15 protein-coding genes are annotated in these 16,629 nt (G+C 70.6%); 7 read left to right on the top strand and 8 right to left on the bottom strand.

Features of this window, described 5'->3' with window-relative positions; genetic code table 11:
- Positions 1–12: 12 nt before the first annotated feature.
- Together gyrA and MFF61_RS06860 are read right to left on the bottom strand one after the other, a co-directional pair.
- Complete coding sequence (gyrA, locus tag MFF61_RS06865) at positions 13–2,742, bottom strand: DNA gyrase subunit A (protein ID WP_238234337.1); 2,730 nt, start codon at positions 2,740–2,742, stop codon at positions 13–15.
- 364 nt (positions 2,743–3,106) lie between these two features.
- Positions 3,107–3,565, bottom strand: a complete 459-nt coding sequence (locus tag MFF61_RS06860) for a cupredoxin domain-containing protein (RefSeq protein WP_238234336.1) — start codon at positions 3,563–3,565, stop codon at positions 3,107–3,109.
- A gap of 234 nt (positions 3,566–3,799) precedes the next feature.
- On the opposite strand from MFF61_RS06860, the gene MFF61_RS06855 reads away from it, so the two are divergent.
- Positions 3,800–4,810: a KpsF/GutQ family sugar-phosphate isomerase gene (locus MFF61_RS06855; protein WP_238234335.1), complete on the top strand. Its 1,011-nt coding sequence runs from the start codon at positions 3,800–3,802 to the stop codon at positions 4,808–4,810.
- 35 nt (positions 4,811–4,845) lie between these two features.
- On the opposite strand, the gene MFF61_RS06850 is transcribed toward MFF61_RS06855, so the two are convergent.
- The 6 genes from MFF61_RS06850 to MFF61_RS06825 all read right to left on the bottom strand — a co-directional run bounded on the left by MFF61_RS06850 (position 4,846) and on the right by MFF61_RS06825 (position 11,862).
- Positions 4,846–5,454 carry a PRC-barrel domain-containing protein gene (locus tag MFF61_RS06850; protein WP_238234334.1) on the bottom strand — a complete coding sequence of 203 codons (609 nt, stop codon included), beginning with the start codon at positions 5,452–5,454 and terminating at the stop codon, positions 4,846–4,848.
- Between the two features lie 107 nt (positions 5,455–5,561).
- Positions 5,562–6,446: a sn-glycerol-3-phosphate ABC transporter permease UgpA gene (ugpA, locus tag MFF61_RS06845; RefSeq protein WP_238234333.1), complete on the bottom strand. Its 885-nt coding sequence runs from the start codon at positions 6,444–6,446 to the stop codon at positions 5,562–5,564.
- Between the two features lie 24 nt (positions 6,447–6,470).
- Positions 6,471–7,793 (bottom strand): sn-glycerol-3-phosphate ABC transporter substrate-binding protein UgpB, encoded by a 1,323-nt coding sequence (gene ugpB / locus MFF61_RS06840; protein WP_238234332.1) that lies wholly within the window; start codon positions 7,791–7,793, stop codon positions 6,471–6,473.
- A 143-nt stretch (positions 7,794–7,936) separates the two neighbouring features.
- Positions 7,937–9,616: a thiamine pyrophosphate-binding protein gene (locus MFF61_RS06835; protein ID WP_238234331.1), complete on the bottom strand. Its 1,680-nt coding sequence runs from the start codon at positions 9,614–9,616 to the stop codon at positions 7,937–7,939.
- Between the two features lie 158 nt (positions 9,617–9,774).
- Positions 9,775–10,947: a CaiB/BaiF CoA transferase family protein gene (locus MFF61_RS06830; RefSeq protein WP_238234330.1), complete on the bottom strand. Its 1,173-nt coding sequence runs from the start codon at positions 10,945–10,947 to the stop codon at positions 9,775–9,777.
- 24 nt (positions 10,948–10,971) lie between these two features.
- Complete coding sequence (locus MFF61_RS06825; protein WP_238234329.1) at positions 10,972–11,862, bottom strand: LysR family transcriptional regulator; 891 nt, start codon at positions 11,860–11,862, stop codon at positions 10,972–10,974.
- A 284-nt stretch (positions 11,863–12,146) separates the two neighbouring features.
- Here MFF61_RS06825 and sdhC point away from each other — a divergent pair, with 284 nt between their 5' ends.
- From sdhC to MFF61_RS06795, 6 genes are all read left to right on the top strand, one after another.
- On the top strand, positions 12,147–12,548 hold the full coding sequence (sdhC, locus tag MFF61_RS06820; protein ID WP_238234328.1) for a succinate dehydrogenase, cytochrome b556 subunit: 402 nt from the start codon (positions 12,147–12,149) through the stop codon (positions 12,546–12,548).
- A 12-nt stretch (positions 12,549–12,560) separates the two neighbouring features.
- Entirely contained in the window at positions 12,561–12,974 is a 414-nt protein-coding gene (sdhD, locus tag MFF61_RS06815; RefSeq protein ID WP_238234327.1) for a succinate dehydrogenase, hydrophobic membrane anchor protein, read from the top strand.
- 19 nt (positions 12,975–12,993) lie between these two features.
- Entirely contained in the window at positions 12,994–14,820 is a 1,827-nt protein-coding gene (sdhA, locus tag MFF61_RS06810; protein ID WP_238234326.1) for a succinate dehydrogenase flavoprotein subunit, read from the top strand.
- Between the two features lie 44 nt (positions 14,821–14,864).
- Positions 14,865–15,059, top strand: coding sequence for a DUF433 domain-containing protein (locus MFF61_RS06805; RefSeq protein WP_238234325.1), 195 nt, complete (start codon positions 14,865–14,867; stop codon positions 15,057–15,059).
- 3 nt (positions 15,060–15,062) lie between these two features.
- A complete protein-coding gene (locus MFF61_RS06800; protein ID WP_238234324.1) occupies positions 15,063–15,845 on the top strand; it encodes a succinate dehydrogenase iron-sulfur subunit in 783 nt (260 codons plus the stop codon).
- Between the two features lie 146 nt (positions 15,846–15,991).
- Entirely contained in the window at positions 15,992–16,603 is a 612-nt protein-coding gene (locus MFF61_RS06795; RefSeq protein ID WP_238234323.1) for an AprI/Inh family metalloprotease inhibitor, read from the top strand.
- Positions 16,604–16,629: the final 26 nt, after the last annotated feature.

The following is a 16,629-nucleotide window of genomic DNA, read 5'->3' as shown; positions in this document are numbered from 1 at the left end:
GACGGCCGGGGCTCACGCCCCCTCGGCCGCCTCCTCCTCGCCCTCGATGTGCTCCACCGAGACGACGCGCTCGTCCTTGGCGGTGTTGAACACCGTCACGCCCTGCGAGGCGCGGCCGACGATGCGGATGTCGTCGACGGGCACGCGGATGAGCTGCCCGCCATTCGTCACCAGCATGATCTGGTCGCTGGTCTCTACGGGGAAGGAGGCCACGAGGTGCCCGTTGCGGGTGTTCACCTCCATCGCCTTGATGCCCTTCCCGCCGCGCCCGGAGATCCGGTACTCGAAGGAAGAAGTGCGCTTGCCGTATCCGCGCTCGGAGAGCGTGAGCACGAACTGCTCGGCCGCCCCCATGGCGATGTAGCGGTCCTGGTCGAGGTCGATCGAGGCCGTGGTCTCCTCGCCGTCCGCCTCGGGCGCGGCCGGCAGCTCGATCGCCTCGCCGGTGGCGCGCCGGTCGGCATTGGCCCGCCGGATATAGGCCTGCCGCTCCTCCGGCGTCGCCTCGAAGTGGCGCAGGATCGTCATCGAGATGACGTGGTCGCCCTTGGCCAGGTTGATGCCGCGTACGCCCGTGGAATCGCGGCCCTTGAACACCCGCACGTCGGTGGTGGGGAAGCGGATGCATTGCCCCGCCGCCGTGGTCAGCAGCACGTCGTCGGCCTCGGTGCAGATCTCGACATGGACGATGTGGTCGCCCTCGTCGAGCTTCATGGCAATCTTGCCGTTGCGGTTGACCTGCACGAAGTCGGAGAGCTTGTTGCGCCGCACGTTGCCGCTGGCGGTGGCGAACATCACGTCGAGGGTCTCCCAGGAGGCCTCGTCCTCCGGCAGCGGCATGATGGTGGTGATGCGCTCGCCGCCCTGGTCGAGGGGCAGGATGTTGACCAGCGCCTTGCCGCGGGCGTTCGGCGCCGCGAGCGGCAGCCGCCACACCTTCTCCTTGTAGGCCTGACCCTGCGAGGAGAAGAACAGCACCGGCGTGTGGGTGTTGGCCACGAACAGCCGGGTGACGAAATCCTCGTCGCGGGTCGACATGCCGGAGCGGCCCTTGCCGCCGCGGCGCTGCGCCCGGTAGGTCGAGAGCGGCACCCGCTTGATGTAGCCGGCGTGGGACACGGTCACGACCATGTCCTCGCGCTGGATCAGGTCCTCGTCCTCGACGTTCGAGTCGTAGTCCAGGATCTCGGTCTTGCGCGGGGTCGCGTACTCGGCCCGTACCTCCGCCAGCTCGGTCTTGACGATGCCGAGGATGCGGGCGCGCGAGCGCAGGATGTCGAGGTAGTCGGCGATCTCGTCGGCGAGCTGCTTCAGCTCGTCCCCGACCTCGTCGCGCCCGAGCGCCGTCAGGCGCTGCAGGCGCAGGTCGAGGATCGCGCGCGCCTGCGCCTCCGAGAGGCGGTAGGTGCCGTCCTCGGCCACGCGGTGGCGCGGGTCGTCCACCAGCGCGATCAGCGGCGCGATCTCGGCCGCCGGCCAGTCGCGGGCCATCAGCGCCTCGCGGGCGCTGTTGGGGTCCGGCGAGGTGCGGATCAGCCGGATCACCTCGTCGATGTTGGCGACCGCGATGGCCAGACCGCACAGGACGTGGGCGCGCTCGCGCGCCTTGCGCAGCAGGAACTTGGTGCGGCGGGAGACGACCTCCTCGCGGAAGTCGATGAAGGCCTGGATCAGGTCCTTCAGGTTGAGGAGTTCCGGCCGCCCGCCGTTCAGCGCCACCATGTTGCAGCCGAACGAGGTCTGGAGCGGCGTGTACCGGTAGAGCTGGTTGAGCACGACGTCGGCCATCGCGTCGCGCTTGAGTTCCACCACGATGCGCATGCCGTCGCGGTCGGATTCGTCGCGCAGGTCCGAGATGCCCTCGATGCGCTTGTCGCGCACCAGTTCGGCGATCTTCTCGACCAGCGAGGCCTTGTTCACCTGATACGGGATCTCGGTGAAGATCAGCGCCTCGCGCTCCTTGCGCACCTCCTCGGTGTGCGACTTCGCGCGCATGATCACCGAGCCGCGGCCGGTCATGTAGGCCGCGCGGGTGCCGGCGCGGCCGAGGATCAGGCCGCCGGTGGGGAAGTCCGGCCCCGGGATGATGTCGTTCAGCGCCTCGATGGTCAGCGCCGGATCCTCGATCAGCGCGACGCAGCCGTCGATCACCTCGCCGAGATTGTGCGGCGGGATGTTGGTGGCCATGCCCACCGCGATGCCGCCCGCGCCGTTGACGAGGAGGTTGGGGAAGCGGGCGGGCAGGACCGCCGGCTCGTCCTTCGACTCGTCGTAGTTCGGGTTGAAGTCGACGGTGTTCTTGTCGATGTCCTCGAGCAGCGCCATCGCGGGCTTGGCGAGGCGCGATTCGGTGTAGCGCATCGCCGCCGGCGGATCGCCGTCGATCGAGCCGAAATTGCCCTGGCCGTCCACCAGCATCAGCCGCATGGCGAAGTCCTGGGCCATGCGCACCAGCGCGTCGTAGATCGACTGGTCGCCGTGCGGGTGGTACTGACCCATCACGTCGCCGACGATGCGCGCCGACTTCACGTATTTGCGGTCCGGCAGATAGCCGTTCTCGTACATCGAGTAGAGGATGCGGCGGTGCACGGGCTTCAGCCCGTCGCGCGCGTCCGGCAGCGCCCGGCTCACGATCACGCTCATCGCGTAATCGAGGTAGGAGCGGCGCATCTCGTCGGTGATCGAAACGGGCTTGATGTCGCTGGCGGGCGGTGGCGCGCCGGTCTCGTCGTGATCTGCCAAGGTCTGTCTCTCGTGGCGGACGCGGCGGGTCCGCGCATCCGCATAACCGATTTGCGCTCCCACCGCCACGACCGCGGACGGTCGCCCAAAGCGTGAAGCGCATCAGAGTTTTAGATGGTGTGCCGAGAGCCGCCCGGCAACCTGCCGCGCGCCCCGGCGGCCCCGGGTCTCACCCCAGTGTCGGCCCGGCATGGTTGCCAAATCATCAAGGCCGCGATCGGCGTCGAGAGCGGAGGGCCGGCTGTCCGGAAAGGTGCGGCCGCGTCCCTTCGACCTGCCCGATCGCATCGCGGCCGCGTCGTTCGTCCCGCCTCGGATCGCGGGAGCGGTCCGGCCGCATCGGCGCGCCCGGACCGGCGCCGCCTCACTGGTTGGGCGCCACCAGCACCAGCTTGCCGCGGCTCGGCGTGCCCTGGTTGCGCGTCGTGGCGCAGGAGAAATCGTACTCGCCCGGGGCGAGGGTGCGCAGCTTCACCTCGCCGCGCGTGCTCGGTCGGACCGTGAAGCCCGACTCGTTGGCGATGTGCGCGAGGCCGCCGTCGTGATGCAGGATCTGGCGGTTCTCGAACATTTTGGGCGCCGTCACGGTGGCCGGCAGCCCGCTCTGGTTGACGAGGCTGAGCGTCACGTCCGTCTCGGCCGGCAGGCGGAGGGTTGCCGGCTCGCAGCGGGTGGTGCCGCCGTCCTGGCTGATCGTCACCTCGACCGGGGGCGAGGCGTCGGTGGCGCGGGGCGGCGCAGGCTGCTGGGCGGCGAGCGCCGCCGTCGAGGTGAGCGCGAGGGCGGCGGCGAGGCTGCGGCACAGGGCCGACGAAGCGGACATGGGGATCTCCCGTGAGGATGGGGGCCGGTCGCGGCCCGGCCGGCGTGCCGACCCAATCACCGCGTCCGGATCGGGTTCCTGCCCGTCGCGCGGGTGTGACAGCGGTGCACGCAACCGCCCTGACGGCCGGGGCCGCGGCCGGCCCCCGCAATCTGGCCGCAAAGGTCGCGGATCTTCGTCGCCTCACGAGCGGCGGCCGCCGGAGCCGTCACAGATGTCCGATCGAGGGGTGACATGGAGCAGTCGGGGACCGCGCAGACGTTCGGCGCGGGACAGATCGTCGAGGCGGCGCATTTCTCCGCCATCCGCAGCGTGCGGACGGAGGCCGAGGCGCTGCTCGCGCTCGCGCGCTCCCTCGACGGGGAGATGAAGGCCGGGTTCGGGGCCGCGGTGGCGGCCATCCACGACATCCAGGGCCGCGTCATCGTCTCAGGCATCGGCAAGAGCGGGCATATCGGCCGCAAGATCGCCGCGACGCTCGCCTCCACGGGCACGCCGGCCTCGTTCATCCACCCCACCGAGGCCAGCCACGGCGACCTCGGGATGATCACCTCGCAGGACATCGTCATCGCCCTGTCGTGGTCGGGGGAGACGACGGAACTCGGGGACATCATCAGCTTCGCCAAGCGCTTCGCGGTGACGCTGATCGCCTTCACGTCGAACCCGATCAGCACGCTCGGCCTCGCGGCCGACATCCTGCTGCCGCTGCCGCTCGTCAAGGAAGCCTGCCCGCACAACCTCGCCCCGACCTCGTCGAGCGTGGTGCAGCTCGCGCTCGGCGACGCGCTGGCGGTGGCGCTCCTGGAGCGGCGCGGCTTCTCGGCCAGCGACTTCAAGGTCTTCCATCCGGGCGGCAAGCTCGCGGCGCGGCTCAAGACCGTGGGCCAGCTGATGCATGTGGGCGACGAGCTGCCGCTGGTGGGCAGCGGCATCACCATGGCGGAGGCGCTGCCCGCCATGATGGGCAAGCGTTTCGGCTGCACGGGCGTGCTCGACGGGCAGGGCCGGCTCGCCGGCATGATCACCGACGGCGACCTGCGCCGGCACATGGATGCCGACCTCCTCAACCGCCGGGTCGATGCCGTGATGACGCCCGGCCCCATCACCACCACGGCGGGCGTCTTCGCCAGTTCCGCCCTGGAGGTGATGAACCGCGCCCGCATCACCGCGCTGTTCGTGGTCGAGGACGGCCGGCCGGTGGGGATCCTTCACATCCACGACCTGCTGCGGGCCGGGGTGGTCTGAGCCTCACGCCCCGGCACGGTCGCCGGTGCGGCGGCTCACTTCGTCTCCGCCTCGTAGCGGAACGCGGGAGCCGCCTCGAACTCCGCCTTCGTCATCCGCACCTCGGCCTCCTTCGGGCCGCCGCTCGGCCCGACCAGCGGCACGGTGGCGCGGCCGCGGGGCTGCTGCGCCGTGACCGACCCCGTGGTGTCGCTGACCTCGCCGCTGCGCCGGCCCTCCACGGCGGCCAGCACCTCGTTGCTCGCCTGGGCGCCCGGCATGGTGCCGGGGCCGGCACTCTCCGCACGCGCCTCGCTCGGCGCGGAGTCGGGCGTGGTGTAGGAGCGCGGCCCGGAGGCGCCCTCGCCCGCGTTCCAGGCGAACCGGTCGAAGGGCACCGCGACCTTCTTCTCTCCCAGGCCGAGGACGCCGCCGGTCCCGACCACCACCGCCGCGACGCGGCCGTCGGGGCCGAGCAGCAGGTCCTCGATGGTCCCGATCCGCACGTGGTCCATGCCGATCACCGGCACCCCCTCGAAGGCCGAGGCCCGCATCGCGCCGGCCGGCGGCTCGCTCAGCAGGGGAGGCGGGGCCGAGGCGGTCTGGGCGAGGGCGGGCGCGGCCATGAGGCAGAGGGCGACGAGGCTGAGGGGCAGGCGGGGCATGACGGTCTCCGGATCCCCCGGACAACGGCCGAGCCGTGCGACAGGTTCACGCCCCGGCAGGCTGCCGCCCCGCGGGCGGAGCCCGGGGACAGCGGAGCCGCCCGTCCTCAGTACGCGACCCGGCGCTCCACGTAGCGGAACTGGATCGCCGTGAGGCCGATCACGATCGCCATCAGCACCACCGACTGCGCCGCCGACCCGCCGAGATCGGCGCCGATGCGGCCGTCCTGGTAGACCTTGTAGACGAGGGTCTGCGTCGCCCGGCCCGGCCCGCCCGCCGTCAGCACGTCGATGATCCCGAACGTCTCGCAGAAGGCGTAGACCACGTTGACGACGAGCAGGAAGAAGGTGGTGGGGGAGAGGAGCGGGAAGATGATGGTCCAGAACCGCCGCACCGGACCCGCCCCGTCGATCGCCGCCGCCTCGATCACGCTGCGGGGGATGGCCTGGAGGCCGGCCAGGAAGAACAGGAAATTGTAGGAGATCTGCTTCCAGGCGGCGGCGAGCACCACCAGCACCAGCGCGTCCCGGCCGTCGAGGAGCGGGTTCCAGGGGATGCCGAGGTCGCGCAGGAGCTGCGCCACGAGGCCGAGCGCCGGCTGGAACAGGAACCCGAACAGCACCCCCGCCACCGCGGGCGCCACCGCGTAGGGCCAGATCAGCAGGGTGCGGTAGAGACCGCCCCCGCGGATCTCCCGGTCGGCCATCGCGGCGAGCAGCAGTGCGATCCCGAGCGACAGACCCGCCACCGCGGCCGAGAACAGAGCGGTGACGCCGAGCGAGTCGTAATAGGCGGGGTCCGAGAACAGCGCCCGGTAGTTCTCGAACCAGACGAACTCGGTGGAGAGCCCGAACGCATCCTGCGCCACGAAGGAATGCCCGACCGCCTGCACGGCCGGCCAGTAGAAGAACAGGCCGACGACGGCGAGCTGGGGGGTGAGCAGGGCCAGCGGCAGGAGCCAGCCCCGGAAGGTCACGCGTTCGGGTCCCACGATGCTCCTAGCGGTTCGATTCTCTCAGCGGTTCGCTTGCCGCTCGAACTGGCGCAGGATCGCGTTGCCGCGCGCGACCGCCTCGTCGAGCGCCTCCTTGGCGGTCTTCTTGCCGGCGAGCGCCGCCTCGATCTCCTCCGACCAGACGTCGCGCATCTGCGGCATGTTGCCCAGGCGCAGGCCGCGGGAGTTCTCGGTCGGCGGCTTGTTGGTGAGTTCCTTGATCGGCACTTCGAGGGCCGGGTTCTTGTCGTAGTAGCCGTCCGCCTTCGACTTCTCGTAGGCCGCCCTGGTGATCGGCAGGTAGCCGGTGGTCTGGTGCAGCTTGGCCTGCCGGTCGGTGGCTGACAGGAAGCTGAAGAACTTCGCGACGCCCTTGTACTCCTCGGCCGACTTGCCGCCCATCACCCAGAGCGAGGCGCCGCCGATGATGCTGTTCTGGGGCGCGTTCGGCACATCCGGGTAATAGGGCATCGGCGCGGCCGCCCAATCGAACTTGGCGTTGTTGCGCACCTGCCCGTAGGAGCCCGAGGAGCCGAGGAAGAGCGGGCACTCGCCCGAGGTGAAGCGCCCGAAGCCGTTGTCGTAGCGGCCGGAATAGTCGAACAGCTTCTCCTTCTGCAGCTCCGCCAGGTTGGCGAGGTGCTTGACCTGCACTGGCCCGTTCAAGGTCAGGCTGGTGTCGAAGCCGTCGAGGCCGTTCGCCTTGGTGGCGAGCGGCACGTCGTGCCACGCCGAGAGCTGCTCCAGATGCGCCCAGGTGACCCAGGTGTTGGAGAAGCCGCAGGTGGTGAAGCCGGCCGCCTTCAGCGCCTTGGCGGCCTCGAACAAGGCCGGCCAGGTCTTGGGCGGGGCGTTCGGGTCGAGCCCGGCCTTGCGCAGGGCGTCGCGGTTGACCCACATCACCATCGAGGACGAGTTGAAGGGCAGCGACAGCATCTCGCCCTTCGTGGTCGAGTAGTAGCCGGTGATGGCCGGCAGGTAGGTGGCCGGGTCGAACGGCTCGCCCGCGTCCTTCATCAGCTGGTAGACCGGCTTCACCGCGCCCTTGGCGGCCATCATGGTGGCGGTGCCGACCTCGAACACCTGCATGATGTGGGGCGCCGTGCCAGCCCGGAAGGCCGCGATGCCGGCGTTCAGCGTCTCCGGATAGGTGCCCTTGTAGGCCGGGACGATGCGGTACTCGCTCTGCGAGGCATTGAACTCCTCGGCGAGGCGGTTCACCGCGTCGTTGTTGGCGCCGACCATGGCGTGCCACCATTGCAGCTCGGTGACCGCGAGCGCGGGCGTGGCCGCGGCGAGCCCCAGCAGGGCCAGCCCGTTGCGAACGATACCGGTCAGCGCCATGACGCCTCGTCTCCTCCAGTGACGCGGGCCCTGATGGGTCTGTTGTGTTTCAGTCCGATGACGGACGCGAACCCGCACGGCTCACAGCCCGGCAAGAGCATGGACGGCGGCGTTCGGCAAGAGCGTACCGTCCGTGCGGGCCCTCAGGACGGCCGGGCGCGCTCGCGCAGGGCGGTCAGGGTCGTCGTCGGCGTGATCGCCTCGGGATCGATCGGGCAGTGCAGGATGGCCGGCCGGCCGGAGGCCAGGGCGCGGGCGAGGGCGGCCGGAAACTCCTCGGTCCGCGTCACCCGCTCGCCATAGCCGCCGAAGATGGTGGCGTAGGCGGCGAAGTCGGGGTTGCGCAGGGCCGTGCCGGAGACGCGGCCGGGATACTCGCGCTCCTGGTGCATCCGGATCGTGCCGTACATGCCGTTATCGACCACGATGACGACGAGCGGCAGGTTGTACTGCACGGCGGTCGCGAAATCCTGCCCGCTCATCAGGAAGTCGCCGTCGCCCGCCACCGCCACCACGGTGCGCTCGGGCATGAGGCGCTTGGCCGCCACCGCCGCGGGCACGCCGTAGCCCATCGAGCCGGAGGTCGGGGCGAGCTGCCCGTCGAAGGCCCGGAAGGGCCAGAACCGGTGCACCCAGGTGGCGAAGTTGCCCGCCCCGTTGCAGAGGATCGCATCCGCCGGCAGCGCCTCGCGCAGGTGGGCCATCACGCCGCCCATCTGGAGGTCGCCCGGCGTGCGGATCCGCGACGGATCGCTCCAGGCGAGGTAATCCGCGTGGGCTGCGGCCGTGCCCGAGGCCCAGGGCAGATGGGCGGGCGGCTGCACGGTTTCGATCGCCGCCGCGAAGGCGGCCGGACTCGCGTTGATGGCGAGATGCGGCCGGTAGACCCGGCCGAGTTCCTCCGGATCCGGGTGGACGTGCACCAGCCGTTGCGCCGGCCCGGGAATGTCGAGGAGCGTGTAGCCCTGCGAGGGAATCTCGGACAGGCGCCCGCCGACGAGGAGCAGGAGGTCCGCCTCGCGGATGCGCGCGAGGAGCTTCGGGTTCACGCCGAGCCCGAGATCGCCCGCGTAGCAGGGGTGATCGGCCGCAAACAGGCCCTGGCGGCGGAACGAGCAGGAGACCGGCAGCGAGAGCAGGTCGGCGAAGCGCGCGAAGCGCCGCACCGCGCCGGGGCTCCAGCGGCTGCCGCCGAGGATCGCCAGCGGCTGCTTCGCCTCCGCCAGAAGCTTCTGCAGCGCCACCATCTGGTTGAGCGCCGGATGGGTCTCCACGGGGACGAAGGGCTCGGCATCCGGCACGGCGGCGGTCTCGGTGAGCATGTCCTCCGGCAGGGCCACCACCACCGGGCCGGGCCGCCCGGCGGTCGCCACGTGGAAGGCGCGCGAGACGAGTTCGGGCAGCCGGGCCGGATCGTCGACCTCCGTCACCCACTTCGCCACGGTGCCGAACACCGCCCGGTAATCGAGTTCCTGGAAGGCCTCGCGCTCGCGCGCGCCGCGCTCGATCTGCCCGACGAACAGGATCAGGGGCGTCGAATCCTGGCGCGCCACGTGGAGGCCGGGCGCCGCGTTCATGGCGCCGGGGCCGCGGGTGACGAAGCAGATGCCGGGCCGGCCGGTGAGCTTGCCGGCGGCCTCCGCCATCATCGCGGCGGCGCCCTCCTGGCGGCAGACCGTGAGGCGGATCGCCGAGTCGTGCAGCGCGTCGAGCACCGCGAGATAGCTCTCGCCCGGCACGCAGAAGATGTCGCCGACGCCGTGCACCGCGAGCTGGTCGACGAGGATGCGGCCGCCGCTGCGGGGGTGTTCGCTCTCGCGCATCGCGTTCTCGTCTCCTCCCTCGATCGATTCCCGACCGGATACATCCGATTACGGCTCTCGTCAGGGCCTGAACAGCCCCGACAGGACTGTGCCGACCGGGGCGACCATCCGAAACCCGGAGGCCGCGTCGGCAGGGGCGCATGAAGCGGATTTTGGTCTCATCCGCCCCAGCCGGGATCCGCCAGCACCTCCGCCGTGTGGTCCCCCACCTGCGGCGAGGCCGTGGCGGCCACCATCGGGGTCCCGTCGATGACGATCGGCGAGCGCACGCTCGGCACGCGGCCGCCCGCCGCCCGCGGCTCGGGCAGGTCGACCCGCAGGCCGCGGTGGAGCACCTGGGGGTCGGCGAAGACCTCGGCGAGATCGTTGATCGGACCCACCGGCACGTTCACGGCGGTGAGCCGCGCCAGGAGATCGGCCTTCGGGTGGCGGCCGGTCTCGGCGGCGATCAGCGGGATCAGCACCGCGCGGTTCCTGACCCGGCCCGGATTGGTGGCGTAGGCGTCCTCGCGGTGCCACGCCGTCCCGAGCACGCCGCAGAACTTCTCGAACTGCCCGTCATTGCCGCAGGCCACGATGATGTGCCCGTCCGCGGTCGGAAACACCTGATAGGGCACGATGCTGGTGTGCTCGTTGCCCATGCGCGGCGGGAGCAGGCCGGAGACGAGGTAGACCAGGGCCTGGTTGCCCAGCACCGAGACCTGCGTGTCGAGGAGCGCCATGTCGATGTGGCAGCCCGTGCCCGTGGCGTGCCGGCCCTGGAGCGCGGCCAGGATCGCCACCGTGCCGTAGACGCCCGTGAACACGTCCGCGAAGGCCACCGCTGTCTTCACCGGTTCGCCGGACGGCTCGCCGGTGAGCGACATGATCCCGCCGAGGCCCTGGATCATGAAATCGTAGCCGGCGCGCGGTGCGTAGGGGCCGTCCTGGCCGAAGCCCGTCACCGAGCAGGTGACGAGGCGCGGGTTCAGCGCCCGCAGGCTCTCGTGGTCGAGCCCGTACTTCCGCAGGCCTCCGACCTTGAAGTTCTCGATCACCACGTCTGCGTGCGCGGCGAGGCGGCGGACCACCGCCCGGCCCTCCTCGGTCTCGAAATCGGCCGCGACCGAGCGCTTCCCGCGATTGGTGGAGTGGAAGTAGGAGGCCGAGAGCGTGCCGCCGTCGGCCGCCTCGACGAAGGGCGGTCCCCAGCTGCGCGTGTCGTCCCCGACCACGGGGCGCTCCACCTTGACGACGTCCGCCCCCAGATCGGCGAGCAGCTGGCCGATCCAGGGTCCGGCCAGGATGCGGGCGAGTTCGAGCACCTTGATGCCCGCGAGCGGCTTCTGCACGGCTTCTCCTGGTGAGGGGGCGCCTCAGGCGTCCTGCGCCCGCAGGTGGGCGACGAAATCCTGCGCGAACGGGGGGAGGGCCGCAAGGTCGCGCACGCAGATCGTCAGGTCCCGCAGCGCCCAGGGGTCGTCGAGCGCGACGATGGCGATGCCCATGGTGCGGGCGGCGCGGCGGGCCGTGGTCTCCGGCACGATGCCGACCCCGACCCGGCACTCGACGAGGCGGCAGACCGCGTCGAAGCCGCGCAGCTGCACCCGCAGGCGCAGGGGCAGGCCGATGCGCGCGGCCTTGGTGAGCAGGAAGCGCGTGAGCGCGCTCGCCCGGTCGAGCCCGACCATGTCGTGACCCAGCACCTCCGCGAAGCTCACGGAACCCCGCGCGGCCAGCGGATGGCCCTGCGCGACCGCGAGGACGAAGCGGTCGCGCCGGAACGGATAGGTCTGGAGCGTCCCGGTCTCGACGGTGGCGGCGACGAGGCCGAGATCGGCCACGCCCTCGGCCACCAGCCCGACGATCTCGTCGGAGAGCCGCTCCTCGATCTCGACGCTCACGCCCGGGTGCAGGGTGAGATAGGCGGAGAGGGCCTCGGGCAGGAACTCGGTCAACGCGTTCGTGTTCGACAGGACACGGATCTGGCCCGCGGCGCCGCCCGCGAAGGCCGCAAGGTCGGTCTGCAGCCGCTCGACGCCCGCCAGGATCGCGCGGGCATGCGACAGGAGGGTGCGCCCCGCCGGCGTCGGCGTCACGCCCTGGCGGGCGCGGGTGAGCAGGGAGGCGCCGAGCGAGGCCTCCATCGCCCGGATGCGGTGGCTCGCCGCGGCGAGCGCGAGGTTGGCGCGGCTCGCGCCCTGCGTGATCGAGCCAGCCTCGACGACGTGGCGAAAGAGGCTGAGGTCGACGAGGTCGAAATGCATGGCGGGCGGCGATCTCCCGGGCGATGATCCTGCGCAGCGTACGAAGGTTGAACTCCGGTGCCGGCACGCGCGGGGGTGGTGGAGGGCGCCGATCCTTCGCCGGACGCGAAGCCTGCGTCAACGAGAACCGAATTGCGAACCGGACCATTTCCAAGGAGAGATACGCTGGATGCCGGGTGCCCGGCTGCCCGCGGGGCGTACCGCCGCCCCGTGACGGAGCGGCCGGGTGCCTTAGTTTAGAGCCGGACCAGAGTTCAGCAGCCTCGTCCAACAAGGATCGCATCATGGCCGAAATCGTCAGGCCCGCCGTGGCCCGACCGCTCTCGCCGCACCTCCAGATCTACCGCTGGACCTGGACCATGGCGATGTCGGTGTTCCACCGCATCACCGGCGTTGCGCTCTACGGCGGCACGGCGCTGGTGGCGATCTGGCTCGTGGCGCTCGCCTCCGGCAAGGCGGCCTACGATCCGGTGGCGTGGCTCTACGGCTCGATCCTCGGGCGGCTGGTGATCTTCGTCTACACCTGGATCCTGATGCATCACATGCTGGGCGGCATCCGGCACCTCGTCTGGGATTTCGGCCACGGCATGGAGCCCGGCACCCGCATCGCCATGGCCAAGTACACCCTCGTCGGCTCGGCGGTGCTCACCGTGGTGATCTGGGCCGCGGCCCTCCTGGCGCGCTGAAGGGGATCCGTCATGGTCGACAACCGTCCCGAAGCCACCCGCACCATCCGCACCGCCTATGCCCGCGCCAAGGGCCTGGGGCCCGCCCATCACGGGACGAGCGAGTGGTGGCTGCACCGCGTCACTGCGGTCTCGAACGTACCGCTGATCCTCTCCTTCGTGGTGATCGTCGCGCTCTGCGCCGGCCGGTCCTACGAGGATGCGGTCCGGCTCGTCTCGCATCCGCTGGTGGCGATCCTGCTGATCCTTGGCGTCCTCTCGGTCACCAACCACATGCGCATGGGGCTGCAGATCGTCATCGAGGACTACGTCCACGACAAGGGCTTGAAGATCGCGGCGGTGATCGCCAACACCTTCTACTGCGTCGTCGTGGCGGTCGCCTGCCTCTACGCCATCGTGCGGGTCAGTCTCCGGACCCTCGTCTAGACTTCAGGGAACACGCTCCATGGCCACGAACGGAACCGCGGCGCCGGCCCAGAACGGCAAGGCGTACCCCATCGTCGATCACAGCTTCGACGTCGTCGTCGTCGGCGCGGGCGGCGCGGGCCTGCGCGCCACGGTCGGCTGCTCGCAGGCCGGGCTTCGCACCGCCTGCATCACCAAGGTCTTCCCGACCCGCTCTCACACCGTCGCCGCGCAGGGCGGCATCTCGGCCTCGCTCGGCAACATGGGGCCGGACGACTGGCGCTGGCACATGTACGACACCGTGAAGGGGTCGGACTGGCTCGGCGACCAGGACGCGATCGAGTACCTCGTGCGCAATGCCCCGGCCGCCGTCTACGAGCTGGAGCATTGGGGCGTGCCGTTCTCGCGCACGGCCGAGGGCAAGATCTACCAGCGTCCCTTCGGCGGCATGACCACCGACTACGGCAAGGGCACGGCCCAGCGCACCTGCGCGGCCGCCGACCGCACCGGCCACGCCATGCTGCACACCCTCTACGGGCAGGCGGCCAAGGCCAAGACCAACTTCTTCATCGAGTACTTCGCCCTCGACCTGATCATGGACGAGGACGGGCGCTGCCGCGGCGTGATCGCCCTCGATCAGGCGACCGGCGAGATCCACCGCTTCCGCGCCGCCATGACCATCCTGGCGACCGGCGGCTACGGGCGGGCCTACTTCTCGGCCACCTCCGCCCATACCTGCACGGGCGACGGCAACGCCATGGTGCTGCGCGCCGGCCTCGCGCTGGAGGACATGGAGTTCGTCCAGTTCCACCCGACCGGCATCTACGGCGCGGGCTGCCTCATCACGGAGGGCGCCCGCGGCGAGGGCGGCTACCTGACGAACGCCGAGGGCGAGCGCTTCATGGAGCGCTACGCGCCGTCGGCCAAGGACCTCGCCTCGCGCGACGTGGTCTCGCGCTCCATGACCATGGAGATCCGCGCCGGACGCGGCGTCGGCAAGAACAAGGACCACATCTTCCTGCACCTCGACCACCTCGACCCCAAGATCCTGCACGAGCGCCTGCCCGGCATCTCGGAATCCGCCAAGATCTTCGCGGGCGTCGACGTGACCAAGGAGCCGATCCCGGTGCTGCCCACCGTGCACTACAACATGGGCGGCATCCCGACGAACTATCACGGCGAGGTGCTGACCCTAAAGGACGGCAACCCCGACTACGTCGTGCCGGGCCTGATGGCGATCGGCGAGGCGGCCTGCGTGTCGGTGCACGGCGCCAACCGTCTCGGCTCGAACTCGCTCATCGACCTCGTGGTGTTCGGCCGCGCGGCGGGCCTGCGCTGCGCCGAGATCGTGGAGGCCAACGGCCGCCTGCCCGACCTGCCGAAGGATTCCGCCGACAAGGCGCTCGCGCGCCTCGACCGCTTCCGCTACGCGGATGGCGGCGTCGCCACCGCGGACCTGCGGCTCGACATGCAGAAGACCATGCAGAACAACTGCGCGGTCTTCCGCACCGGAGAGGTGCTGGAGGAGGGCAAGCACCTCATCCACAAGGTCTGGTCCGGCATCGACGACATCCGCGTCACTGACCGCTCGCTGGTGTGGAACACCGACCTTCTCGAAACGCTGGAGTTCGACAACCTGATCGGCCAGGCGGTCGTGACGATGGAATCGGCGGTCAACCGCACCGAGTCCCGCGGCGCGCATGCCCGCGAGGACTTCCCCGACCGCGACGACAAGGAGTGGATGAAGCACACCCTGGCGTGGCTCGACCCGGACGGCCGCAAGGTCACGATCGATTACCGGCCGGTGCACACCTACACGATGTCGAACGACATCGCGTATATCGAGCCGAAGGCGCGGGTGTACTGAGCCGCGTTGGGGTGCGGGCCGTCGCGAAGGCGGGGGTAGGGTCGATGGCCGAGTTCAGCCGGATCACCCGCGACCCCGCGATCATGGAAGGGCGCGCCTGCATCCGCGGCATGCGCGTCACGGTGAGCATGGTGCTCGGCAATCATGCGGCCTGGATCGCCCAGGACCGCGAATTGCCGCTCACGCCCGCGGCATTCGGCTTCGGTTACTCGGATTCGATCGAACCCATTAGGTATTGACGGATGGCCCAGTTCACGCTCCCCAAGAACTCGCAGTACACCGAAGGCAAGACCTGGCCGAAGCCGGTCGGGGCCAAGAGCCTGCAGGAGTTCCGGATCTACCGCTGGAACCAGGACGACGGCGCCAATCCGCGGATCGACACCTACTACGTCGACCGCGACGATTGCGGGCCGATGGTCCTCGACGCGCTCCTGTGGATCAAGAACAAGATCGACCCGACGCTGACCTTCCGGCGCTCCTGCCGCGAGGGCATCTGCGGCTCCTGCGCCATGAACATCATGGGGCAGAACACGCTGGCCTGCACGCTCGGGATCGAGGATTGCAAGTCGAGCCAGATCAAGATTTATCCGCTGCCGCACATGCCGGTGCTGAAGGATCTGGTGCCGGACTTGTCGAGCTTCTTCGCCCAGCACGCGGCGATCGAGCCCTGGCTGCAGACCGAGACCCCCGCCCCGGAGAAGGAGTGGCGCCAGACCCCGGAGGACCGCGCGCGTCTCGACGGGCTCTACGAGTGCATCCTGTGCGCCTGCTGCACCACCTCCTGCCCGAGCTACTGGTGGAACGGCGACCGCTTCCTCGGCCCGGCGGCCCTGCTCCAGGCCTATCGCTGGCTGATCGACTCGCGCGACGAGCACACGGGCGAGCGGCTCGACACGCTGCACGACCCGTTCCGGCTCTATCGCTGCCACACCATCATGAACTGCGCCAACACCTGCCCGAAGGGCCTGAATCCGGCGAAGGCCATCGCCGAGATCAAGAAGATGATGGTGGCCCGCGAGATCTGAGCGCGGCGCGGCCCGAACCTCTGCGGCCTTCCGGCCACACCGGAACGAAAAGGCGCCTGCGGGCGCCTTTACCGTGTCCGGCGGCCCTGCCGCCGCCTTCGCGGGATCGTATGGCGCCGGGGAAACCAGATGATCGGGACCCTGCGATGCCGCGTTCGTACCTCAGCACCGTTGCCGTCCTGGCGCTCGCCACCGCCGTGAGCGCCTGCGCCTCGTCCCGCTTCGACGCCGGCACGACCCGCGCCGCCGCCCGTCCCTCCGCGCGCGCGCTGCCGCCCGAGGAGCCGATGCTCGGCGCGCCGGGCCTCTCGGCCGGTCCCGTGACCTCGGCGCCGCTGGCGCCGCCCCCGGGGGCCAGCGCCTCCCCGGCGGAGGTCGCGGCCAATCCCGGCGGGCCGATTGTCGCCGAACCCGCCGCCCCGCCGGTGCAGCAGCAGGCCGCCATCGCGCCGCCGCCCCCGCCGCCGGTGACGAGCGGCGGCCGCTCCGGGGTGGTCGGCGGCTGGACCGCGCGGGACGCCACCGGCGCCACCTGCCGGGTGACGCTCGCCAGTACGCCGGCGCTCGATCTCTACAAGGCCAGCTCGGCCGGCTGCAGCAACAAGGATCTGGCGAAGGTCACGGCCTGGGATTACCGCGACGGAGAGGTCTACCTCTACCAGCCGGGCGGCACCGTCGCGGCGCGCCTGCGCCCCGGCGGCGGCGGCCTCGACGGCGCGCTGTCGAAATCCGGCGCCCCGCTCACGCTCGCCCGCTGAGCCGGCTTGACTCGGCCTCCTCTTCT

The sequence above is a fragment of the Methylobacterium isbiliense genome (assembly GCF_022179325.1).
Taxonomy (GTDB): domain Bacteria; phylum Pseudomonadota; class Alphaproteobacteria; order Rhizobiales; family Beijerinckiaceae; genus Methylobacterium; species Methylobacterium isbiliense.
The sequence above is the reverse complement of the archived record's forward strand: the minus strand, read 5'-3'. Positions and strand labels throughout refer to the sequence as shown.